Source organism: Rhodovulum viride (assembly GCF_003265965.1).
In the GTDB taxonomy this organism is placed as follows: Bacteria; Pseudomonadota; Alphaproteobacteria; order Rhodobacterales; family Rhodobacteraceae; genus Rhodovulum; species Rhodovulum kholense.
Map to the genome: position 1 here is coordinate 64,425 of NZ_MUAV01000019.1, position 21,570 is coordinate 85,994.

At 67.9% G+C, this 21,570-nt stretch carries 18 protein-coding genes; 10 read left to right on the forward strand and 8 right to left on the reverse strand.

The window, feature by feature from the left end; genetic code table 11:
• Nucleotides 1–20: 20 nt before the first annotated feature.
• Both BYZ73_RS15345 and BYZ73_RS15350 read right to left on the reverse strand, forming a co-directional pair.
• A complete protein-coding gene (locus BYZ73_RS15345; protein WP_112316615.1) occupies nucleotides 21–494 on the reverse strand; it encodes a GNAT family N-acetyltransferase in 474 nt (157 codons plus the stop codon).
• An 11-nt stretch (nucleotides 495–505) separates the two neighbouring features.
• Nucleotides 506–1,531 carry a ribose-phosphate pyrophosphokinase gene (locus BYZ73_RS15350; RefSeq protein ID WP_108028505.1) on the reverse strand — a complete coding sequence of 342 codons (1,026 nt, stop codon included), beginning with the start codon at nucleotides 1,529–1,531 and terminating at the stop codon, nucleotides 506–508.
• Nucleotides 1,532–1,635: 104 nt separating this feature from the next.
• Here BYZ73_RS15350 and BYZ73_RS15355 point away from each other — a divergent pair, with 104 nt between their 5' ends.
• Nucleotides 1,636–2,235, forward strand: coding sequence for a 2-hydroxychromene-2-carboxylate isomerase (locus BYZ73_RS15355; RefSeq protein WP_112316616.1), 600 nt, complete (start codon nucleotides 1,636–1,638; stop codon nucleotides 2,233–2,235).
• Nucleotides 2,236–2,268: 33 nt separating this feature from the next.
• On the opposite strand, the gene BYZ73_RS15360 is transcribed toward BYZ73_RS15355, so the two are convergent.
• The 6 genes from BYZ73_RS15360 to BYZ73_RS15385 form a co-directional block, all read right to left on the reverse strand.
• On the reverse strand, nucleotides 2,269–3,324 hold the full coding sequence (locus tag BYZ73_RS15360; protein ID WP_112316617.1) for a threonine aldolase family protein: 1,056 nt from the start codon (nucleotides 3,322–3,324) through the stop codon (nucleotides 2,269–2,271).
• Nucleotides 3,325–3,329: 5 nt separating this feature from the next.
• Complete coding sequence (locus tag BYZ73_RS15365; protein WP_281269488.1) at nucleotides 3,330–3,809, reverse strand: YcgN family cysteine cluster protein; 480 nt, start codon at nucleotides 3,807–3,809, stop codon at nucleotides 3,330–3,332.
• 4 nt (nucleotides 3,810–3,813) lie between these two features.
• Nucleotides 3,814–4,776 (reverse strand): bifunctional riboflavin kinase/FAD synthetase, encoded by a 963-nt coding sequence (locus BYZ73_RS15370; protein ID WP_112316627.1) that lies wholly within the window; start codon nucleotides 4,774–4,776, stop codon nucleotides 3,814–3,816.
• Between the two features lie 31 nt (nucleotides 4,777–4,807).
• Nucleotides 4,808–5,251, reverse strand: a complete 444-nt coding sequence (locus BYZ73_RS15375) for a MaoC family dehydratase (RefSeq protein WP_075787675.1) — start codon at nucleotides 5,249–5,251, stop codon at nucleotides 4,808–4,810.
• Nucleotides 5,252–5,519: 268 nt separating this feature from the next.
• Nucleotides 5,520–6,389: a TIGR01459 family HAD-type hydrolase gene (locus tag BYZ73_RS15380; RefSeq protein ID WP_108028508.1), complete on the reverse strand. Its 870-nt coding sequence runs from the start codon at nucleotides 6,387–6,389 to the stop codon at nucleotides 5,520–5,522.
• A gap of 61 nt (nucleotides 6,390–6,450) precedes the next feature.
• Nucleotides 6,451–7,371: a manganese-dependent inorganic pyrophosphatase gene (locus BYZ73_RS15385; RefSeq protein ID WP_112316618.1), complete on the reverse strand. Its 921-nt coding sequence runs from the start codon at nucleotides 7,369–7,371 to the stop codon at nucleotides 6,451–6,453.
• Between the two features lie 278 nt (nucleotides 7,372–7,649).
• Between BYZ73_RS15385 and BYZ73_RS15390 the strand changes: the two genes are divergently transcribed.
• From BYZ73_RS15390 to BYZ73_RS15430, 9 genes are all read left to right on the forward strand, one after another.
• Nucleotides 7,650–7,937, forward strand: a complete 288-nt coding sequence (locus tag BYZ73_RS15390; RefSeq protein ID WP_075787017.1) for a co-chaperone GroES — start codon at nucleotides 7,650–7,652, stop codon at nucleotides 7,935–7,937.
• A gap of 44 nt (nucleotides 7,938–7,981) precedes the next feature.
• Entirely contained in the window at nucleotides 7,982–9,625 is a 1,644-nt protein-coding gene (gene groL, locus BYZ73_RS15395) for a chaperonin GroEL (protein WP_108028510.1), read from the forward strand.
• A gap of 157 nt (nucleotides 9,626–9,782) precedes the next feature.
• Nucleotides 9,783–10,253, forward strand: coding sequence for a GNAT family N-acetyltransferase (locus tag BYZ73_RS15400; RefSeq protein ID WP_112316619.1), 471 nt, complete (start codon nucleotides 9,783–9,785; stop codon nucleotides 10,251–10,253).
• Nucleotides 10,254–10,637: 384 nt separating this feature from the next.
• The gene (locus tag BYZ73_RS15405; RefSeq protein ID WP_112316620.1) at nucleotides 10,638–13,292 is read left to right on the forward strand and encodes a calcium-binding protein; all 2,655 of its coding nucleotides are present in this window, start codon (nucleotides 10,638–10,640) and stop codon (nucleotides 13,290–13,292) included.
• Nucleotides 13,293–13,736: 444 nt separating this feature from the next.
• The gene (locus BYZ73_RS15410; RefSeq protein WP_112316628.1) at nucleotides 13,737–14,798 is read left to right on the forward strand and encodes a calcium-binding protein; all 1,062 of its coding nucleotides are present in this window, start codon (nucleotides 13,737–13,739) and stop codon (nucleotides 14,796–14,798) included.
• Between the two features lie 99 nt (nucleotides 14,799–14,897).
• Nucleotides 14,898–16,925, forward strand: a complete 2,028-nt coding sequence (locus BYZ73_RS15415; RefSeq protein WP_112316621.1) for a hypothetical protein — start codon at nucleotides 14,898–14,900, stop codon at nucleotides 16,923–16,925.
• The gene (locus BYZ73_RS15420; RefSeq protein WP_112316622.1) at nucleotides 16,922–18,157 is read left to right on the forward strand and encodes a glycosyltransferase; all 1,236 of its coding nucleotides are present in this window, start codon (nucleotides 16,922–16,924) and stop codon (nucleotides 18,155–18,157) included. The genes BYZ73_RS15415 and BYZ73_RS15420 overlap by 4 nt, the downstream gene beginning before the upstream one ends.
• The gene (locus BYZ73_RS15425) at nucleotides 18,154–20,343 is read left to right on the forward strand and encodes a hypothetical protein (RefSeq protein ID WP_112316623.1); all 2,190 of its coding nucleotides are present in this window, start codon (nucleotides 18,154–18,156) and stop codon (nucleotides 20,341–20,343) included. Before BYZ73_RS15420 ends, BYZ73_RS15425 begins: the two co-directional genes overlap by 4 nt.
• Nucleotides 20,340–21,570, forward strand: a 1,231-nt coding sequence (locus tag BYZ73_RS15430; RefSeq protein ID WP_112316624.1) for a glycosyltransferase family 4 protein, incomplete at its 3' end; no start/stop codon positions are given. The genes BYZ73_RS15425 and BYZ73_RS15430, both read left to right, overlap by 4 nt.

The window sequence follows — 21,570 nt, forward strand, 5'->3', positions numbered from 1 at the left end:
GGCCGTCCCGGCGGCGGGCGTCAGGGGATGGCCCGTTCCATCGTGATCGAGGTCGGGCGGTCATACCCCGGATGCGCGCTGGTGCCGGCCGGCCGGAACCCGAGCGCGCCGAAGATGCGGTGGTTTTCGGTCAGTTCGACCCGGGTCTGCAATTCCAGACACGGCAGGCCCAGCGCCCTGGCCCGCGTCTCGGCCAGATCGACCAGCGCCCGGCCATGGCCCTCGCCACGCCGCGCCGGGTCGACGGCAAGCTTGCCAAGATACAGCCGGTCGGGCCGGGGCGTGAGGAAGACGCAGGCGAAAGGCGGCGCGCCGATGGCCCAGACCTCGCCCGATGCGCAGTGCCCGGCGATATCGGCCAGACGCAGCCGGTGCATCGAGCTGGGCGGGTCGATGCGCCCGTCCATAGAGGCAAAGCTCCGGCGGATGAGGTCCAGCACCCCGGCCAGCGCCGGATCGTCCGCCGCCAGCCGCCGGGGTGCCTTGGCCCTCATGGCCCTGCGGGTCAGACGCGGCGCGGCGCGTAGAGCCCCTCGTAGATCGGGGCGAGCGTCTCGTGTTCGAAGAGCGAGGACACGCTGGTGCCCTGCCAGATGTTCATGATCGCCTGAGCGAACAGCGGCGCGGTCGGCACGATGCGGATATTGGGCGTCGCGAGGACGGCATCGGTCGGCTGGATCGAATCCGTCACGACCACCGATTTCAGCTGCGAATTGCGGATGCGTTCGACCGCGGGACCGGACAGCACGCCATGGGTGATATAGGCATGCACCTCCTTGGCTCCGGCCTCGATCAGCTTGTCAGCAGCCTTGCACAGCGTCCCGGCGGTGTCGCAGATGTCGTCGACGATGAAGCAGATCTGGCCCTCGACATCACCGATCACGGTCATCTCGGCCACTTCGCCCGGGCGCACCCGGCGCTTGTCGACGATGGCCAGCCCCGACCCGATCCGCTGCGCCAGTTCGCGGGCGCGGGTCACGCCGCCCACATCGGGCGAAACCACGGTGGTCTGGGGGGCGAGCCCGTTGAATTCATGCGCGATGTCCAGCGCGAAGATCGGCGAGGCGTAAAGGTTGTCGACCGGGATGTCGAAGAAGCCCTGGATCTGGGCAGCGTGCAGATCCATCGTCAGCACCCGCTCGATGCCGGATTCGGTGAGCAGGTTCGCGACCAGCTTGGCGCTGATCGGCGTGCGGGCCTTGGTGCGACGGTCCTGACGGGCATAGCCGAAATAGGGGATCACGGCAGTGATCCGCGCGGCCGAGGACCGGCGCAGCGCATCGGCCATGATCATCAGCTCCATCAGGTTGTCATTCGCCGGGTTCGAGGTCGGCTGGATCACGAACATGTCCTCGCCGCGGACGTTCTCGTAGACCTCGACAAAGATCTCCTGATCGTTGAACCGTTCGACCCGGGCGTCGACAAGATCGACATTGATGCCCCGATGCATCGACATCCGCCGGGCGATGGCGGCGGCAAGCGGACGGTTGGCGTTGCCCGAAATCAGTTTCGGTTCGTGGATATTGTGCATGGGGATGTCTCCGGCGGCGGCCGATTCGCGCGTGTAACGATACGTTGACAGCGCTTAGCACCGAGGTACGGTCTTGAAAACCTTGAGAGGGAGGGGGCGTCAGGATGGCCCATATCGACTATTTCTTCACGGTGATCTCGCCTTACGCGTATCTGGCCGGCGGGCGCCTGGAACGGATCGCGGCCCATCACGGCGCGACCATCACCTACAAGCCCCTTGATCTGATTGCGCTTTTCGCCCGCACCGGCGGCACGCCCCTGCCCCAGCGGTCCGAGGCGCGCAAAGCCTACAGGTTGCAGGAACTGCGCCGGCAGGCCGCCAAGGCCGGGCTGCCGCTGACCCTGACCCCGGCGCATTTTCCGACCAACCCGGCGCCCGCCGCCTATGCGATCATCGCCGCGCAGGCCGCGGGCGGCGGCGATTTGGGCGGGCTCGTGCACAGCCTGACCCGCGCCTGCTGGGCCGAAGAACGCGATCTGGCCGAGGATGCGGTCATCCGCGACTGTTTGGGCGCCGCGGGCTTCGACCCGGCGCTGGCCGACCGGGGGCTGCTGGCGGGGGCCGAAACCTATGCCGCCAATCTGGAAGAGGCGACGGCGCGGGGCGTCTTCGGGTCGCCCTTCTACATCACCGACGGCGACGAGAGGTTCTGGGGGCAGGACCGTCTTGACGATCTCGACCTACACCTGTCCGGCAAGCTCTAGATCCGGACCCGGCCAAGGACCGGGGCGCGCGGCTCAGTCGCCCCGGACGATGGCCAGAAGCGCGTCGACCTCTTCGTCGGTCGTGCACCAGGAACAGACCATCCGCGCCGAAAGGGGCACGTCGCCGGGGCCTTCCAGCGACTGGTCCATCGGCCAGAGGTAATACTGCGCCCCGGCCGCCTGGGCGCGGCGATGCGCCTCGCGCGGGAAGGCGGCAAAGACGGCATTGGCCTCGGTCGGATGCAGAAGCTCGGCCCGGTCGAGCGCGGCAAGCCCCTGCGACAGCCGCGCCGCCGCGTCGTTGGCCCGCGCCGCGAGCTTCAACCAGAGCCCGTCCTTCAGATAGGCGGCCATCTGCGCCGACAGATAGCGGTGCTTCGAGAAGAGATGCCCGCCCCGTTTGCGGCGCAGTTCGAACTCCCAGGCATGGGCCGGATCGAACAGCACCACCGCCTCGACCCCCATGCAGCCGTTCTTGGTGCCGCCGAAGGACAGCACGTCGATCCCGGCCTTCCAGGTCATCTCGGCGGGCGTGGCGCCGGTCGCGACCAGCGCATTGGCAAAGCGCGCCCCGTCCATATGGACCGGCAGATCGTAATCGGCGGCGACCGCCGACAGCGCCGACACCTCGGCGGCGGAATAGACCGTGCCATGTTCGGTCGCGTTGGTGATCGAGACCGCGCCGCGCTGGACATTGTGCACACCGCCCCGGGCGGCGAAGCCGATGGCCTCGCGCAGCGCCTCGGGGGTCAGCTTGGCGTCTGCCCCCTCGACCAGCGTCAGCTTGGCGCCGCCGGTGTAGAATTCCGGCGCGCCGCATTCGTCTTCCTCGATATGCGCGTTGCGGTGGCAGAAGACCGTGGCCCAGGGCGGGCAGAGCAGAGCCAGCGACAGCGCATTGGCGGCGGTTCCGGTCGCGACCAGATAGACCTCGGCCTCGGGCGCCTCGAAGGTCTCGCGGATCGCCGTGCGGACCTCGGCCATGATCGCATCGGCGCCATAGGGCATGGCATAGCCGTGATTGGCGGCAATCAGCGCGTCCAGGATCTGCGGCGGCACGGGCGAGGTGTTGTCCGAGGCAAAATGCATGGCTGTCACAGCTCCTCTTCGATGACGTGATCTTCCCAGTCCTCAAGCGGAACATCGAATTCGGGAATGGTCCAGCCCCGAACCGACATCCCGGCTTCGTGCACGCTTTCGGGATCGCCCGAGACCAGCGGATGCCAGTCGGCCAGCCCGCGGCCCTCCCAGAGCCGCCGATAGGCGCAGCTCAAGGGCATCCAGTAGGCGACCTCGCCCAGCGTCTTCGGCGACAGCACCACGCATTCGGGCACGATGCTCTTGCGGATCGGGTAATTGGCGCAGCGGCAGGTGCTGTCATCCAGCAGCCGACAGGCGATGCGGGTAAAGACGACCTCGCCGGTATCGGCATCCTCGAGCTTGTTCAGACAGCACTTGCCGCAGCCGTCGCACAGCGCCTCCCATTCGGCGGGGGTCATGTCCTTCAGCGCCACCCGGTCCCAGAACTTCGGGCGCAGCGTGTCGGGGGCGGGCTTGCGGGTGAGGCGCGCCACCGTCTCAGTCCCGCGCGAAGGGAAGCGGCAGGTCGCCGGTCAGGATCGCCCGGGCCTGCCCGCAATCGGCATCGATCTGCGCGACCAGCGCCTCGAGCCCGTCGAACTTCGCCTCGTCGCGCAGGAATTCGACCAGGGCGACGGACAGATGGGTGCCGTAAAGATCGCCTTCGAAATCGAACAGGTAGCTTTCGCAATTCGGGACGTTCTCGCCGAACATCGGGCGGATACCGATCGAGGCGGCGCCGTCATAGGTGCCCTGATGCGGCCCCGACAGCACGTCGACCCTGACCGCATAGACCCCGAACCGCGGCCGGTGCAGCCCCTGGATCGACATGTTGGCGGTCGGAAAGCCCAGATCGCGGCCGCGCGCGTCGCCATGCAGCACCTCGCCCTCGATCCGGTGCCAGTGGCCCAGCATCGCGGCGGCATCGCGCGGGCGGCCCTCGGTCAGGGCATGGCGGATCGAGGTCGAAGAAACCTCGCCCACATGGTTCGACAAGAGCGGCACGGCGGTGATGCCAAAGCCCATCTCGGCGCCGAACCGTGCCAGATCCCCGACGGTTCCGGCGCGGCCCTTGCCGAAGCAGAAATCCTCGCCGACGACGACATGCGACAGCCCCAGACCGTCGACGATGACCTGCCGCGCGAAAGCCTCGGGCGAGAGCCCGGCCAGCGGCGCATCGAAGGGCAGTTCGTAAAGGTGATCGACCCCAAGCTTGGCCAGACGGTTGGCACGGGCCTCGGCATTCATCAGCCGGAAGGGCGGCGCCTCGGGCGCGAAGAATTCGCGCGGATGCGGCTCGAAGGTCAGGATGCCCAGCGGCGCGCCGCGGCGCGCGGCCTCGGTCCGCGCGGCCTCGATCACCACCCGGTGGCCAAGGTGAACGCCGTCGAAATTGCCGATGGCAGCCGCGGCGCCGCGGTCGCCCGTCGCGTTACCGGTCCAGGAGGCAAAGGTCTGCATGGCCCCCGATTGCACCGGGGGCCGGGCCGCGTCAATCGAATTTCTTGCTGGGTGCCAGCACCACGGCCTCGCCCTTCAAAACCGGCTTTCCGTCGACGATACAGCGGCAATCCATGGTCACGCGGCGCCGCGAATGGTCGATGCCGGTGACCTCGACCTCGGCCAGCACCATGTCGCCGGGACGCACGGGGGCGAGGAATTTCAGGCTCTGGCCCAGATAGATCGTGCCATGGCCCGGAAGCTGTTCGCCGATCACCGCCGAGATCAGGCTGGCGGTCAGCATGCCATGGGCGATCCGGCCTTCGAAGATCGTCTCCATGGCGTAATCGTCATCCAGATGCACCGGATTGCAGTCGGTCGAGACCTCGGCGAACAGTTCGATGTCGCGGTCGGTCACCTGCTTGCGCAGATGGCGGCACATGCCGATCTCGATATCCTCGATGCAAATCGTTCCGCGTGGCATGTTGTCGAGCATTCCCAGCCCCCGGTGGATCATGTTGCGCTGCAGCATAGCGAAGCCGCGCCCATGCTGCAATGCGGGAGAGTAATTTTTCGTTACGTTTCGTTGTCCGGTCGCAACTTTCTTGCGTCGTCGATTTCGCCTCCGTCCGCCCGAACCGGGCCGCCCACACCGTCAATGCTGGGCCGGAACGCGCGGCAAGGCAAGGGAAATGGAAGGGGTTGCAAAGACTTGCGCCCCGGACGGGGCCGGGGCGCAAGGGCAGGACAGACGTGCCGCTGGGTCAGCGCAGGAAGCCGATGGCGTAGGTCGGACTGGCCATGTGCTGTTTCAGGAAGGCCTCGAGCCGCTCGGGATCCGGCTGGTGCCGGGTCGCGGTTTCGGCCGCGGCGAGCCCGCCAGATATGAAGAGCGAATCGAGATCCTCGCCGATGGCCCCCGCGATGTCGGTGCGGATGCCGTCGCCGATGCAGAGGATGTCGGCATCCGCCACATCGGCGAATTCCGCCAGCCGCTGCCGGGCCAGATCGTAGATCGGCGGTTGGGGCTTGCCGAAATAAAGGCTCTCGCCGCCCATCCTGGTGTAAAGCTCGGCGATGGCGCCCGCACACCATTCGCGGGTCTCGCCCCGGTCGACCACCACATCCGGGTTGGCGCAGAGCAGCTTGAGCCCCTTCTGCTTGGCGTAAAGCAGTTGCGGGCGCAGCTCGTCAGGGTCGGCATGCGAATCGAACGGGCCGGTGCAGACGATGCCCTCTGCCTCTTCCAGCGGGACCCGCTCGATCTCGACGGGATCGCGGACGATGCGGATCGGGTCGAAAAAGGTCAGGTCGAAATCGATGCCGATGAAATAGACCCGCTTGCCGACGATGCCTCGGAACATCGCGGCGCGGGCGCTGTCGCCAGAGGTGGCGATGGTGTCCCAGCTGTCGCGGGCGACGCCGATCTCCTCCAGCTGCCCCTCGACCGCCTTGCGGTGGCGCGGCGCATTGGTGATCAGCACCACCTTGCCGCCCTTGCTGCGATAGCGCTGCAGCGCGGCCACGGCGTCGGGAAAGGGCTCGCGCCCGTTATGCACGCAGCCCCAGAGATCGACGAACAAGGCCTTGTAGCGGGACGAGACCTCGTCGAGGCTCTCGATGATCGGAGTCATGGGCGGGCATCCTTGCAAAAAGGGGCGCCGGATGCGGCGCCCCCGGGGGTCGTGTCGGGGCTTAGAGCTGAAGGTTCGGGATGATCTGCTTCTTGCGGCTGACGATGCCCGGCAGCACCACGGTATCGCCCGAGACCTTGGCGGCAAAGCTCTTCTCGGCCACCGCCTTGACCAGATCGTTCGGCACCAGAAGCGTCGCTTCCTGCTTGAGGATGTCGACCACGAACAGCAGCACCTGATCGGCGCCATCCTCTTCGGCCACGCCGGTCATCGCCTGCATCAGGCTGTCCTTGCGGTCGAGCACGGTCTTGGGCGAGGTGGTTTCCAGCACCGAGACGCGGAATTTCTTGCCGGCGATCTCGTATTCCTTCGAATCCATCCGCAGCAGTTCGGCATCCGAGAAGGCCGAGACATCGGATTTGGCCGCGAACATCTCGGCGGCATAGTCGGGAATCGAAACGCCCAGCTCGGCGGCCAGCTTTTCGGCCACGGCCTTGTCGACCGGCGTGGTGGTGGGCGAACGGAATTCCAGCGTGTCGCTGAGGATGCAGGACAGCATCGCGCCCTTGATGTTGTCGGGCATCTTCGCCGCGTCCTCGCCCATCAGGTCGTACATGATGGTGGCGGTGCAGGCGACCGGGCGCACGGTGATCTCGATGGGGCTGCGCGTCTTCAGCCCGCCCTGCAGCAGGTGGTGGTCGATGATCGCGATCACATTCGCCTCGTTGATCTTCGAGGGCAGCTCGGCGACGTTGTTGGTGTCAACCACGACGACATTCTCGCCCGGGGCGACATCGGCAATGATCTCGGGCTGCTCGAAGCCCCAGCGGGTCAGGACGAACTTGGCTTCGGTATTGGGTTCGCCCAGAAGCCTGGCCTCGGCGGGCTTGCCCTTGATCTCGGAAAGGTACCAGGCCCAGATCAGCGGCGAGCCGGTGGAATCGGTGTCGGGGGCCTTGTGGCCGAGAACCTTGATCGTCATGTGATACGCCCAATTTGCAGGTGCCTGAAGTCGGCGCCCTTATAGAAGGGGCCGTGCCGCTTGTCACCCGGCGCATGCACGCTCTTTGTGCGCCGCGGCATTTCCGGGACCGCCCCGGCGCCCCGCCCGGCCACCCGGCCGGACTGCCCCGCAGAGGCCGATTTTTCGATATCGCGGCGCTTGACAGCCTGTCGCGGCTTTCCTATCTCCGGCTTCGTTAGCACTCACCGGGTGCGAGTGACAAAACCTCGGCACCCAGAACCAAGGAGCGTTCGAACATGGCATTCAAACCTTTGCACGACCGGGTTCTCGTTCGCCGCGTCGAAAGCGATGAGAAGACCAAGGGCGGCCTGATCATCCCCGACAGCGCCAAGGAAAAACCGGCCGAAGGCGAAGTGATCGCCTGTGGCGAAGGCGCCCGCAAGGATTCGGGCGAGCTGATCGAGATGGGCGTCAAGGCTGGCGACCGCATCCTCTTCGGCAAATGGTCGGGCACCGAAGTCACGATCGACGGCGAAGAACTGCTGATCATGAAGGAAAGCGACATCCTCGGCATCATCGCCTGAGTGGATCGCCCCTAGAAACCAACAGATAGTCAGGAGCAAGCGACATGGCTGCCAAGGACGTCAAGTTCGATACCGATGCCCGCAACCGCATGCTGAAAGGCGTGAACATCCTCGCCGATGCGGTCAAAGTCACCCTGGGCCCCAAAGGCCGCAACGTGGTGATCGACAAATCCTTCGGGGCGCCCCGGATCACCAAGGACGGCGTCACCGTCGCCAAGGAAATCGAACTGGAAGACAAGTTCGAGAACATGGGCGCGCAAATGGTGAAGGAAGTCGCCTCGCGCACCAATGACGAGGCCGGCGACGGCACCACCACCGCCACCGTTCTGGCCCAGGCGATCGTGCGCGAAGGCATGAAATCGGTTGCCGCCGGCATGAACCCGATGGACCTGAAGCGCGGCATAGACATGGCCACCGCCAAGGTCGTCGAAGCGATCAAGGCCGCCTCGCGTCCGGTCAACGATTCCGACGAAGTCGCCCAGGTCGGCACCATCTCGGCCAACGGCGAAGCCAATATCGGCCGCTTCATCGCCGACGCGATGCAGAAAGTCGGCAATGACGGCGTCATCACCGTCGAAGAAAACAAGGGCATGGACACCGAAGTCGAAGTCGTCGAAGGCATGCAGTTCGACCGCGGCTACCTCTCGCCCTACTTCGTGACCAACGCCGACAAGATGACCGCGGAACTCGAGGACTGCTTCATCCTGCTGCACGAAAAGAAACTCTCGTCGCTGCAGCCGATGGTGCCCCTGCTCGAGGCCGTGATCCAGTCGCAGAAACCCCTGCTGATCGTGGCCGAAGACGTCGAAGGCGAAGCGCTGGCGACCCTCGTCGTCAACAAGCTGCGCGGCGGCCTGAAAATCGCGGCCGTGAAAGCTCCGGGCTTCGGCGACCGCCGCAAGGCCATGCTGCAGGACATCGCGATCCTGACCGGCGGCCAGGTGATCTCGGAAGACCTGGGCATGAAGCTTGAAAACGTCACGCTCGACATGCTGGGTCAGGCCAAGAAGATCCTGATCAAGAAAGACGACACCACGATCATCGACGGCCATGGCGACAAGGCCGAGATCGAAGCCCGTGTGGCCCAGATCCGTCAGCAGATCGAGGAAACCTCGTCCGACTACGACCGCGAGAAGCTTCAGGAACGTGTCGCGAAACTGGCCGGCGGCGTTGCCGTCATCCGCGTCGGCGGCATGACCGAAATCGAAGTGAAAGAGCGCAAGGACCGCGTCGATGACGCCCTGAACGCGACCCGTGCGGCCGTGCAGGAAGGCATCGTGGTCGGCGGCGGCGTCGCCCTGGTGCAGGCCGCCAAGGCGCTGGACGATCTCGAAGGCACCAACGAGGATCAGCACGCCGGTATCGCCATCGTGCGCAAGGCCCTCGAAGCGCCGCTGCGTCAGATCGCCGAGAACGCCGGTGTCGATGGCGCCGTGGTCGCGGGCAAGATCCGCGAAAGCGACGACAAGCACTTCGGCTTCAACGCCCAGACCGAAGAATATGGCGACATGTTCAAGTTCGGCGTGATCGACCCGGCCAAGGTGACCCGGACCGCTCTGGAAGATGCGGCCTCGATCGCCGGCCTGCTGATCACCACCGAGGCGATGGTTGCTGACAAGCCCGAACCGAAGGGTGCGCCCGCCGGCGGCGGCATGCCCGACATGGGCGGCATGGGCGGCATGATGTAAGCCGACCGGCCCTATCAGGTCACCGGAAAGGGGCTGCCATGTGCGGCCCCTTTCTTCGTTTTGGCCTCCGCCCCGCGACAGTTCTGTGCCGCCTGCGTCAAGATGCGCGGGCGCCCGGGCGCTGTCCGCCGGGCCGGAATTTGCTAGGTTCGCCCCCATGACCATTCGCCCCGCCACCGCGTCCGATTACGGCCCCATCGCCCGGCTTATCGAAGCCGCCTTCGCCCGTCCCGACGAGGCGAGGCTGGTCGAGGCGTTGCGCCTGGGCAAGGCCATGGCCCGGGAATGGGTGCTGGCCAATGACAAGGAAGAGATCCGCGCCTATCTGGCCTTGGTTCACATGGTCGAGCCCAGGGGCTGGTACGCGCTCGCCCCGGTCGCGGTGGCGCCGGGATCGCAGGGCCTGGGCCTTGGCGGACGGCTGATCCATGCCGCGCTCGACGTGGTCGAGGGGCCGGTGGTGGTGCTGGGCGACCCGGACTATTACACGCGCTTCGGCTTTTCCGTGGGCCGGGCCGCGAACCTCGTCTCGCCCTATCCGCTGGACGTGACCGCGCTCTACGAGCCCGCACCGACCGGAAGCCCGCCGTTGGCGCGGCTTGTCTACGCCACCCCCTTCGGTGCCTGACGCGCCCGCCCCATCCGCACCCGTTCCGCCTGCGTCAGATCGCCCGTCGCCCACCGCCCTGTCGGCCGCGCAGCCTGCTCCGGCGACCACGCGGCCCCGGCCATCGTCCTGACCTGACGAGGAATTTTCACCGCCGCCCCCGGCGCCGGTTCCGCTTACATTCATTAACGCCCGAAAGTCCCGGATTCCAAATCCGTTTCCGCTTTATTGCAGGTTGACTCGCAATGCCCGGGAGCGCCTAATTAAGATTAATCAAGATTGCATTGTTTTAACGAGTCGTCCGTCTACCCATCGCCCTGCCTCGGCCCGATGCCCCGGGGGAGCGCGTCTTTTAATGGGCACATTCCTTTAATTTCCGAATTTCAATGACATGGGGGTCTTGCGATGTTCACCAATGGGGGCGATACCGAAACCATCGTTCCGTCCGGCAGCAACCAGAGCTTCGATGCACTGGGGGGCATCGACACCGTCATTCTCGACGCCTCGGCACTCGGCTTCAGCCTGAGCGGCTCCTTCACGGCAGGATGCTGGTCCGCGACCTACAATTCCGTCCATCTCGACATCGACAATGTCGAAAGGATGATGGTGATCGGCGGGTCCGGCGACGACTTTCTTTCCGGCGGAGATGACAACGACACTCTGCTGGGCGGGGCGGGCAACGACTATCTTTGGGGCGGCGATGGCGCCGACCTGATCGACGGCGGGGCTGGCGATGACGAAGTCTGGGCCGGAACCGGTGATGTGGTCACCGGCGGCGCGGGAACCGATACGCTGATCCTCAATCTCGGCACGTCCGGCGCCCAGAGCATCGACCTGACCACCGGCGCCGGAACCGGCGTGACCTGGAGCGGCTTCGAGCGGGTCGATCTGTACCTCTCTGGGATGGATCGCGACGTCCATGCAGGGTTCGCGCTTGGCGAAATGGACGGCCAGGGCATGGTCCATGTCGATTATTCCGGAACCGATATGACCGGCCGCAGCGCCACGTCGATCAACTTCAGCGACGGCGAGATTTCCGTAGCGCTGGATGACGGCAGCGTCGCGGATACCACGATTTACGGCTTTCGCCAGGTCGAAGTCATCGGCTCTTCGGGCAACGATTCCATATTCCTCGGAGATGTCGATGGAGGCGTGGTCGATGGCGGTGCCGGAAACGACAAGATCTGGGGCGGGTACGAGCACTCGGTCCTTTACGGCGGAGATGGAGACGACGAAATCACCGGCTATTCCGACTACGACATCATGCATGGCGGCGCCGGGAATGACAGCATCTACGGTTATCTCTACTCGGCCTCGGAACTCTGGGGCGACGACGGCGACGACTATCTCGACTCGGGCGATAGCGACGGCGAGCTTCACGGCGGGGCGGGGAACGATACGCTGATCGGGGGCGAAGGCAGCCCGCTGCTCGATGGCGGCGACGGCGATGACTATATCCTGACCATGCTGGGGCAAGATGACATAGACGGTGGCGCCGGATACGACCGCCTCACCATATACGCCCCCTATTACAGCTATGGCGACTATCTCAGCATTGGGCAAAGCGGCAGGATCAGAGGCATCGAATTCGCCAAAATTACGCTGGCCGACGGCGACGATACCATCCGGATCGGCATCGCCTCGGCCCAGATCGCCAGGACCGGAGGCACCGATCACCTGATCCTCGACTACTCCGAGGCCGACGAAACGGGCCGCACCGCGACTGCGGCCTCGTTCGACCTCGCGGCCGATCTCAGCACGGCCACGCTGAGCGACGGGTCCTCGATCTCCTGCGACCTCAAACAGGATCTCTTCACCGTCATCGGCACCGGCGGCAGCGATCTGATCGATGCCAGCATCGCCGCCCTCGGCTGCACCCTGTCGGGGAACGCCGGAGCCGATACGATCTTCGGCGGCGACGGCAATGACGATATCTCTGGCGGCGGCGCGAATGACACCCTCTCGGGCGGCGCGGGCAACGACCTCATCGACGGCGGCTCGGGCAACGACCTGATCGACGGCGGCAGCGGCAACGACACGCTGACCGGCGGCGCCTGGGACGATGTGCTGAACGGCGAGGCGGGCGACGACACCTTCCTCTATGCCGCCGGGTCGAACGGCTATGACATGATCGACGGCGGCAGCGGGACGGCAGACCGCATCCTTGCCCTGGCGGACAATGTCACCATTGGGCTTGCCGGGCTGACCGGCGTCGAGATCGTCGATGCCGACGGCCATACAGGCGTTCGGCTGCTGGGCTCGGCCGCCGGCAACCTCATCGACCTTTCGGCCAGCACCCTGATCGGCATCGGCATCATCGACGGCGGGTCGGGCAGCGACACCATCCTGGGAACGGCCGGGGCCGATACCATCATCGGCGGCAAGGGCAACGACATTCTCGAGGGGCGCGCGGGCGACGACATCTTCCAGGTGGCGGACGGCGCGGGAACCGACATCTACCGGGGCGGCAGCGGACAGGACACGATCCTGGCGATCGCGAATTCGGTGGCGATGACGGTCACCGGCTCGACGCTGACCGACATCGAGACGATCTCGTCCGGGGGCCATGTCGGCTTCACGCTGGTCGGGCTGAACGGCGCCGATGTCATGGACTTCTCCGCCATCGCCCTGAGCGGCGTGACCCGTATCGACGGCAAGAGCGGCAATGACACCATCACCGGCTCGGCCGGGGCCGATCTGATCGAGGGCGGCGCGGGCGCCGACCTGCTGACCGGGATGGCCGGAGCGGACGTGTTCGATTTCAACAATGCAAGCCACAGCCGGGGCGCGTCGGTCGACGTGATCTCCGACTTCCAGAGCGGCGAGGACCTGATCGACCTCTCGGGCATAGACGCCAATAGCGGTCTGGCGGGAGACCAGGACTTCGTCTTCGTCGGGGCGGCGGCCTTCAGCGGCACGGCGGGCGAGTTGCGGGTCGACACAACCTCGCTGCCCGGAACGACGGTGATCCTCGGGGATATCAGCGGCAACGGACGGGTCGATCTGGAAATCCGTCTCGACGGGCTGCACCTGCTGACAGAGGCCGACTTCCTGCTATAGCGGGGGCCGTGGCCGGGGGGGCAAAAGCCCTCCCGGCCACGGGACCGCGACGGCCGCCTGTCCGGCGGACAGAGAATCTGCGCCCCGCCGCGCGGTCCGGACGGGCCGGGATCGGCCCCTACCGCAGGTTGTCTTAGAGCGGTTGCACATCTCGCCTGCTCTGTGGCGCGACAATGGGCAAAAGGTGAACGGCCGCCACACCGATCCCGAAAATTGCTGCAATTGCACAATGGCTCTGCCCATCGGCGGGCATTAAGGAATGTGACCGCCTTAACCCTGCGTCGTCAATGACTTGCATCCAGCAAGTAACAAATGCGGCCACTTTTTACCACATTTTGACCGACTCCCGCAGCCCCCACCCGAGGGCCGTTAAGGATTTGGTAAGCTGCATTGCGGCAACACGGCCTTGGTCTAAACACGCGCACAAACGTCAAGGAGGGACCTATGGCCACAATTCCAGGTGGTGCGTTCAATGACTTTGTCTACGGAACGTCCGCCGCGGATCTGATCGCCGCGGGGGCAGGAGACGATACGGCCCTTTCCGGGGACGGAAACGACACCGTATTCGGTGAGGAAGGCAACGATTTCCTGAACGGGGGCGCCGGTGACGACGTACTCGACGGGGGGTCGGGCAACGACCTGCTGATGGGGGGCTCGGGCAATGACCAGCTCTCGGGCGGCAGTGGCGAAGACATGCTGATGGGCGGTTCGGGCGACGATGTCGTCTCGGGCGGGTCGGGGTCGGACATCCTTCACGGGAATGACGGCAACGACATGCTGTTCGGCGATTCCGGCGACGACCAGCTTTACGGCGGCACCGGCGACGACATGCTCTATGGCGGCGAAGGGGCCGACGCGCTGCACGGCGATGCCGGCAACGACAAGCTCTACGGCGGCGAGGGCGACGACCTGCTCGAAGGCGGGACCGGCAATGACTCGCTCTATGGCGACGAAGGCTCGGACTACCTCTACGGCGAGGCTGGCGATGACAAGCTTTACGGCGGCGAGGGCGATGACGTCCTCGACGGCGGGGCGGGCGACGACCAGCTCTTCGGCGGCACCGGCGGCGACCAGCTTTACGGCGGCGCTGGCAACGACCTGCTCGATGGCGGCGCCGGTGGCGATCTGCTGCAGGGCGGCGACGGGGACGATACGATCCTCGGCGGCGACGGAGACGACATCCTGAACGGCGAAGCCGGGAACGACGTGCTCAGCGGCGGCCTGGGCGACGACGTGCTGATCGGCGGAGCGGGCGACGACCTGTTCGTCTTCTCCGGCGGCGGCGACGTGGTGATGGACTTCACCGAGGGCGACCTGGTGCAGTTCTCGGCCTCGTTGCCGGGCGGCGTCACCCTGACCGACGCGTCAAGCGTGGCCGATTACGCCATGGATATCGGCGGCGCCAACACCCTGATCGACTTCGGCCAGGGCGACAGCGTGATGCTCTACGGCGTCTCCTACGACGACGTGGCGGCAGATCCGTCGAAGTTCTTTACCGTCGTCTGAACGGACTGAGGCGGGCCGGCCCTTGGGGCCGGTCCGCACCCCTTCCCCTTCCACGACCCGCCCCCCTGCCCCCTCACGTCCGGACCCAGCGCCCCAGCCATGAGTGCCATCGCCCCCTTTCCCAAGTTTGCCGAGCCCGCCCCCCGCCCCGGCCTGCCCGCCCGCCGTCACCGGCTGCAGGTGGTTCCGTTGTCGGATTCGGTCGCGGCCGCGTTCTTCGACAGTCCCGCAGACGCGCCCGACGACGCCCGCCAGGGCCAGGGTCCGATTTCGGCGCGCAGCGGCGACGACGTGCTGTGCCTGCCGCAGATCGCCAGCCAGTTGGCCCGTGCCGGTGGCGGGCAGCGCCATGTCACGCTTCTGGGCCTGCCCGCGCGGCGGCTTTGCCGCGACGGCCTGCGGGTGCTGCGCGACGGCGAGACGCTGGCCGAGATCGACCCGATGGCGCTGCAATCGCCGCTGGTCGATCCGCTGGCGCTGATGGCCGGGCTCTCGCCCGATGGCGGCCGGCGGCTGCTGCGGCTTTTGCTGACCACCGGGCTGTCGCTGTTCGGCAAGGGTTCGGTCGACGGCTTCCGCGACGTGATCGCCCAGCTGCTCGAAAGCCTGACGCCCGCCAGCCTGCCCTTGCGCGCCTGGTGCCCTGTGGGGCAAAGCGCGGCCGTTGCCAGCTATCTGCTGCCGCGCGGCCTGACCGCGGACGGCTTCACCGATCTGGTGGTGGTCAGCCGCCAGCGGGTGCGCCGCCTGTCAGGCTTCGAGATCGATGTCGAGACCTCGGGCAAGGGGCGGCTGCTGCATGTCTTCCTGCCCCAGGGCCTGCCCGCCGACAGCACGCTGGTCGCGCTGTCGGACGCGCCGCTCCGGCTGGCCGGGCCCGCCCGGCGCCAGCCCGGCCGCCCTCTCGGCCCCTGGCTCGCCCGGCGCGCGCCGCGGCTGCGCCAGCGGATGCGCGACCGGCTGGCGCGGCTGTCCGAACGCGATGCCAGCGCCGCCGCGCTGCTGGCCGAAATCGCCTGCCCCGAGGCCGACCGCCCCACCGCCCGCGCCGAGCGGCTGATGGCGACGCCACATGGGCTGTTCTACATCATGGCGGTGTCCGATCCCCGGCGGCTTCTGACCGGGATCGCGCTTGCCAGCGGCGACGCCACCGCCGAGTTGCCGCTGGGCCGTCCGCTGCACCATCCCCGGCTGGGGCGGCTGCAGGTGGGCTTCCTGCCCGGCATCGCCGGGTTCGAGCCGGGCGAAGAGGCCGCGCTGTCGCTGCTTTATCGCTCGGGCCACCGCGCCCGCGCCGGGGCCGCGCGCATCGACGCGCTGCCCGCGGCGCTGCCCCCGGTTCTCGAGGCGCTGCCCGCCGCCGATCTGGCGCCGGTCTTGTCCTCGGTCCTTGGCGACGCGCTGCCCGCCCGGCCCCGGATCGCGGCCGAGCTGCTGCCGGTCGCCCGGCCCGAACGCCCCCTGCGCAGCGCGCTGATCGTCGCGCTCGACGGCTCGCTAGACTATCCCCATGCGCTGGCCGCGACCCTTGGCGATGCCCGCGAGACCGGCCTGATCCTGCATCACCGCGACCCCGATGCGGTGCCCGCGCTGCGCCGGATCGCGGCCGATCTGCATGCCGTCCACGGGATCGGGGTCGAGATCGCCGATCTGCCGCGCCGCGACCTGCTGCCGGCCGAGCGGGTCCGCGCGATCCTGGCGGCCGTGACGGCGCCGGTGTCGATCCTGCTGGCACAGGACACGCTGCCCGAAGGTGCCGACTGGCTGACCGACTGGGTCGCCGATCTCGACCGGCCCGGCCCGGCCCTTGGCGGCGCGATCCTGATGAACCACGATGGCACGCTGCGCGACGGGCTGACCGCCGGGACCGACCCGGCGCGGCTGCTGCCCGAGGCCTGTATCGGCCTGAACGCCGCCGCCCGCGCCCGGCTGCTGGCCAGCCCGCTGCGCGTGCCCGGCATCGGCGCCGACATGGCGTTTCTGGCGGCAGCGCTGCGGCAGGACGAAACCGCGCGGATCGCACTGCATCCCGGGCTTTGCGCCACCGCCCATGCCACCCCCGCGCCGCGTCCCGAGGCGGTGCGCCTGGCCGAAGACCTGATCCTGTCCGCCGAGGTGCAGCCGTGAAGATCCTCGTCATCTGCCACGACCACCCCGCTTTCACCGATGGCGGCACCGAACATGCCGCGCATGACCTGTGCCGCACGCTCGACGCCCGGCCGGGCATCTCGGCGCGGTTCCTTGCCGCCTCGACCTCGCTCACCCATCCCGAGGTCCGGCCCGGCAGCCTGCACGGCATCGGCCGCGATCTTCTGCTGCGGACCGGGGCCTATGACGCCTTCTCTATGCGGCGGATGGACGGCACCGACTGGGCCGGCGCCGTCGCCCGGGTGCTGGAGGCGGTCGAACCCGACATCGTGCATCTGCACGGACTCGACCGGATCGGCGCCGAGATCGTGCCGCTGATCCGGCGGCTGCGTCCCGCCGCGCGGCTGGTGCTGACCCTGCACGACTTTCAGGCGATCTGCCCGGCCGACGGGTTGATGCTGCGCCGCGATGGCGGGCTCTGCACCCGGCCCGCGGCCGATGCCTGCCGCCGGTGCCTGCCGCAGATCGCGGTCGGGGCGCATGCCCTGCGCAAGGCGCGGCTGCTGGCGATCCTCGATCAGATCGACGCGATCCTGGCGCCCAGCCGCGACCTGCGCGACCGCTTCGTCGCCTGGGGCCTGCCCGCCGAGCGGATCTCGGTGCTGCCCAATGCGGTCGCCCCGCTGGCACCGCCCGCCGCCGCCGCCCGGCCGCGCCCCAACCGCTTTGCCTATTTCGGCAATCTCGCGCCCCACAAGGGCGTCGGTGTCCTGCTGAAGACCGCCGCCGATCTGGCAGGCCGGGGTGCCGATCTGCGGCTGGCGCTGCACGGGCGGCTGAACCACCCCGCCCCCGAGGCCGAGGCCGCACTCGCCGAAGGACTGGCCGCCGCAGCCCCACTGGCCCGGCATCTGGGCCCCTATGACCGCGATCAGGTGCACGGGCTGATGGCCGAGGCCGACTGGGTCGTGATCCCGTCGCTTTGGTACGAGAACGCGCCGCTCGTCGCGCTCGAGGCCCAGCGCGCCGGGCGTCCGGTGATCTGCACCGCGCTGGGCGGGCTGAAAGAGCTGGTGCGCGACGGCATCGACGGGCTGCATGTGCCGCGCGCCGATCCGGTGGCGCTCGCTGACCGGATGGAGGCCGCGGCCGCAGATCCCGAGCTTTGGGCGCGGCTCTCGGCCAACCTGCGCCCGCCGCCGACGCTGGAGGACAGCGCCCGCTGGCATCTCGACCACTATTCCCGGCTGACCGAGGTTCTGCCCGCATGACCGCCCTGAAAGACATCTCTGCCGCCCCGCTCGCGCTCCTGCAGCCCCGGCCAATCGTGCTGCCGGGCGGCGCGCTCGCGATCCACTGTTTCTCGGACCTCGACGCCCCCGCCCCTGCGGACGCGCGGCCCGAGGGTGATGCGGCCCCCGCCTGGACCGCGCGGTTCTGGGAATCGGCCGGGCGCTGGCACGGGCTGGCCATCCTCGGCGCCGCGACCCTTGGCCCCTTCGCGCTGACCGATGCCTCGGGCGCCCCGGTCGCGGAGGTCGGCACCCCCGCCTCGGTCGCGACCGAGGCCGCGGCACTGGCCGCGCATCTGCGCGAGACCGGCGCGCCGGTCGCCGAGCTGGTGCAGTTTCTCGACGAGGCCTTCGAGGCCTCGGGCAGCGAGGCCGCGCAGCGGTTCCAGACCGATCTTCTGCGCGAAACCTCGCAGGCCGACGGCTTTGTCGAACTGGTGGTGCGCCCCGAATGCGGCGGGCTCTTCCTGCAGGGCTGGGCCCATAGCAGCCTGACAGGATCGCTCAGCCTTCTGGGTCCGGCCGCGGGCGTCGAAGCGGTCGCGGCCGTCTTCCGGCGCGACGACATCCTCGCCCCGGCCGCGGGCTTCTGCATCTTCGTCAAGGACTGGGCCGGGCGGCTCGACGGCTGCAAGGTGCTGTTCGTCGAACATGAGGGCGGGCTTCTCAGGCTCGATCTGGTGCCCGACGCACCCGCGCCGATTGCAAGTGCCGACGCCACCGAACATGTCCGTGCGATGCTGCCCCGGCTGGCGGCCTCGGGCGCCTCGGTCGAACCCTTCAAGCGGATCGTCCGGCCGCGCTTCGACGGGCGGAACACGCTGGCCGACCATCCCGGCCCGACCACCGCCGCCATCGACCGCATCCTGCGCACGCCCGCGGGCGGGATCTTCGTCACCGGCTGGCTGCTCGATCCGCTGGACCGGGTCGAGCGGGTGATCCTGAAGACCTCGGCCAATCTGTACGCGCCGCTGCATGACCGCTGGCACCGCACCGATCGGCCCGACCTGAACGACGCCTTCGCGCCCGATCCGCGCTTTCAGGGCCTGATCGACCCGCGCGAACGGCTGCACGGCTTCGTCTGCGCGGTTTCGGCCCCGGCCGAAAAGCTGGACGGCACCCAGGCCTATGTTGAACTCGTCATGAAGGATGACGGCTGCCTCTTCCTGCCGGTCGAGCTGACCCCCTGCGACGGCCCCGGCGCCGCCCATCCGGTCCTGAGCGCGCTGCAACCGCACGACCCGGCGCTGGGCAGCCTGATCTCGGACCATGCCGCGCCCTTCCTCGCCAGCCTGCCCCGGCGCGGCGCACCGAACCGTCTGACCGTGCAGCCGCTGGCAGGCGGCCCGGCCGGGCGCACCACCGCCGCCGTCATGCCGGTCACCGATCTGGCGCATCTGCATCCGGTCATGGCCTGTCTCGCGGGCCAGCCCGAGGCGGCCGAGCTTGACCTGATCCTGGTCGCCGGACGCGAAGGCGCGGCCCGGCTGGCCGAGGAACTCGACCATCAGTTCCGCTTTTTCGGGCTGACCGGGGCGCTGGTGCTGGTGCCCGAACACGAGACGCTGGCGGGCCGGCTCGACGCCGGAGCCGCGGCCTCGGACGCACCCGAGATCCTGGTCTGGCAGACCTCGGTCCTGCCCAAATCGCCCGGCTGGCTCGACCGGCTGCGCGGAGGCGCGGCAGGGCTTCCGGGCGCGGCCGTCGTCTCGCCGATGCTCTGCTACGAGGACGGGTCGGTCTATTTCGGCGGCAGCGAGGCTGCGACGCCGCCCCGGGGCGCGGTCTGCGCGCTGGTCGGGTTCGAGCGGCACCGCATCGCCGATGGCGCGCCGCGCCCGGCCGCCGCGATCCCGGCCGAGATCGCGCTGATCGCAAGGGCCGCTCTCGATCAGGCGGGCGGGTTCCGCGGCGGGCTTTGGGGCGACCGCTTCATCGGTCAGGACCTGACGCTGCGGCTGGCGCGCTCGGGCGCGCGGCCCTGGTGCGACCCCTCGGCCGAATTCTGGATGCTGGACGCCGCCCCGCCCCAGGGCGACCCGGCCCGGCGCGAGCTGGTCGACCGGGTCGATGCCGCGCTGATCGCATTGCAGCGCCGCCGCGCGGGCGGCCCGCATCTGGCACCCGTCGGGCAGAAGGCCGACAGCAAGGGAGACCGCACATGAAGGCCCTCATCATCTCGCATGCGCATCCCGATTTCTCGATCGGCGGCGCGCAGGTGGCCTCCTACAACCTGCATCGCGGGCTGCGCCAGCAACCCGGCTGGACCTCGCATTACCTGGCGGGCATCGGCGCCCCGGTGATGCCGCATCGCGACACGCCGCTGATGGCGATGGACCGCGCCCCCGATGAATCGCTGTTCTGGTCGAACGATTTCGACTGGTTCCATCTGGGGTCCAAGGACGTGGGCGGGCTTATGGCCCATTTCGAGCGCTTCCTCGCCGAGCTGAAGCCCGACGTCGTCAACATGCACCATGTGATGGGCTTCGGGGTGCAGGCGATCCGGTCGATCCGCCGGGCGCTGGGCGACGTGCCCATCGTCTACACGCTGCACGAATACCTGCCGATCTGCGCCCATCACGGCCAGATGATCAAGCCCAAGACCCATGCGCTGTGCCTGAAGGCGACGCCCTCCGATTGCGGCATGTGCTTCCCCGAGATCGGGGCCGCGAACCTGCTGCGCCGCGAGGCTTTCATCAAGAGCTTCTTCGCCGAGGTCGACGCTTTCGTCAGCCCCTCGCATTTCCTGCTGTCGCGCTTTGCCGACTGGGGCCTGCCGCAGGACAAGCTGGTGATGATCGAAAACGGGCTCGATGCCGGAACGCCTGCCCCGCTGCGCCCGCTGGCGCCGGGCGGGCGGCGCAACCGGTTCGCCTATTTCGGCCAGCTCAACCCGTTCAAGGGCATCAAGGTGCTGATCGACGCGGTCACCCGCATCCCCGAACCCGTCTGGGGCGACAGCATCCTCAACGTCTATGGCGGCAATCTCGAACACCAGCCCGAGGACTTCCAGGCCTCGGTCAAGGATCTGTTCCGTCAGGCCGGGCGCCGGGTGCGGTTCCGCGGGTCCTACAAGAGCCACGAGATGCCCGACCTGATGCGCGACGCGGACTGGATGATCATTCCCTCGACCTGGTGGGAAAACGCCCCCGTGGTGATCCAGGAATCCTTCTTCCACGGCCGCCCGATCATCGCCTCGGATATCGGCGGCATGGCCGAAAAGGTCCGCCACGGCGTCGACGGGCTGCATTTCAAGGTCTCGAATGCCGACAGCCTGGCCGAGACGATGACCCAGGCGATCGTGCAGCCCCGGCTTTGGGACCGGCTGCATGCGGGCATCCGTCCGCCGACCACGGCCGACGAGGACATCGCCCATGCCGGGCGGCTGGTCT

What these genes read in the sequence shown, in the direction of transcription:
- groL (WP_108028510.1), top strand. Translation starts at nt 7,982, where the DNA reads ATGGCTGCCAAGGACGTCAAGTTCGATACCGATGCCCGCAACCGCATG.
- BYZ73_RS15380 (WP_108028508.1), bottom strand. Translation starts at nt 6,389, where the DNA reads ATGACTCCGATCATCGAGAGCCTCGACGAGGTCTCGTCCCGCTACAAG.
- BYZ73_RS15375 (WP_075787675.1), bottom strand. Translation starts at nt 5,251, where the DNA reads ATGCTCGACAACATGCCACGCGGAACGATTTGCATCGAGGATATCGAG.
- BYZ73_RS15385 (WP_112316618.1), bottom strand. Translation starts at nt 7,371, where the DNA reads ATGACGATCAAGGTTCTCGGCCACAAGGCCCCCGACACCGATTCCACC.
- BYZ73_RS15405 (WP_112316620.1), top strand. Translation starts at nt 10,638, where the DNA reads ATGTTCACCAATGGGGGCGATACCGAAACCATCGTTCCGTCCGGCAGC.
- BYZ73_RS15345 (WP_112316615.1), bottom strand. Translation starts at nt 494, where the DNA reads ATGAGGGCCAAGGCACCCCGGCGGCTGGCGGCGGACGATCCGGCGCTG.
- BYZ73_RS15425 (WP_112316623.1), top strand. Translation starts at nt 18,154, where the DNA reads ATGACCGCCCTGAAAGACATCTCTGCCGCCCCGCTCGCGCTCCTGCAG.
- BYZ73_RS15355 (WP_112316616.1), top strand. Translation starts at nt 1,636, where the DNA reads ATGGCCCATATCGACTATTTCTTCACGGTGATCTCGCCTTACGCGTAT.
- BYZ73_RS15415 (WP_112316621.1), top strand. Translation starts at nt 14,898, where the DNA reads ATGAGTGCCATCGCCCCCTTTCCCAAGTTTGCCGAGCCCGCCCCCCGC.
- BYZ73_RS15390 (WP_075787017.1), top strand. Translation starts at nt 7,650, where the DNA reads ATGGCATTCAAACCTTTGCACGACCGGGTTCTCGTTCGCCGCGTCGAA.
- BYZ73_RS15360 (WP_112316617.1), bottom strand. Translation starts at nt 3,324, where the DNA reads ATGCATTTTGCCTCGGACAACACCTCGCCCGTGCCGCCGCAGATCCTG.
- BYZ73_RS15410 (WP_112316628.1), top strand. Translation starts at nt 13,737, where the DNA reads ATGGCCACAATTCCAGGTGGTGCGTTCAATGACTTTGTCTACGGAACG.
- BYZ73_RS15350 (WP_108028505.1), bottom strand. Translation starts at nt 1,531, where the DNA reads ATGCACAATATCCACGAACCGAAACTGATTTCGGGCAACGCCAACCGT.
- BYZ73_RS15400 (WP_112316619.1), top strand. Translation starts at nt 9,783, where the DNA reads ATGACCATTCGCCCCGCCACCGCGTCCGATTACGGCCCCATCGCCCGG.
- BYZ73_RS15370 (WP_112316627.1), bottom strand. Translation starts at nt 4,776, where the DNA reads ATGCAGACCTTTGCCTCCTGGACCGGTAACGCGACGGGCGACCGCGGC.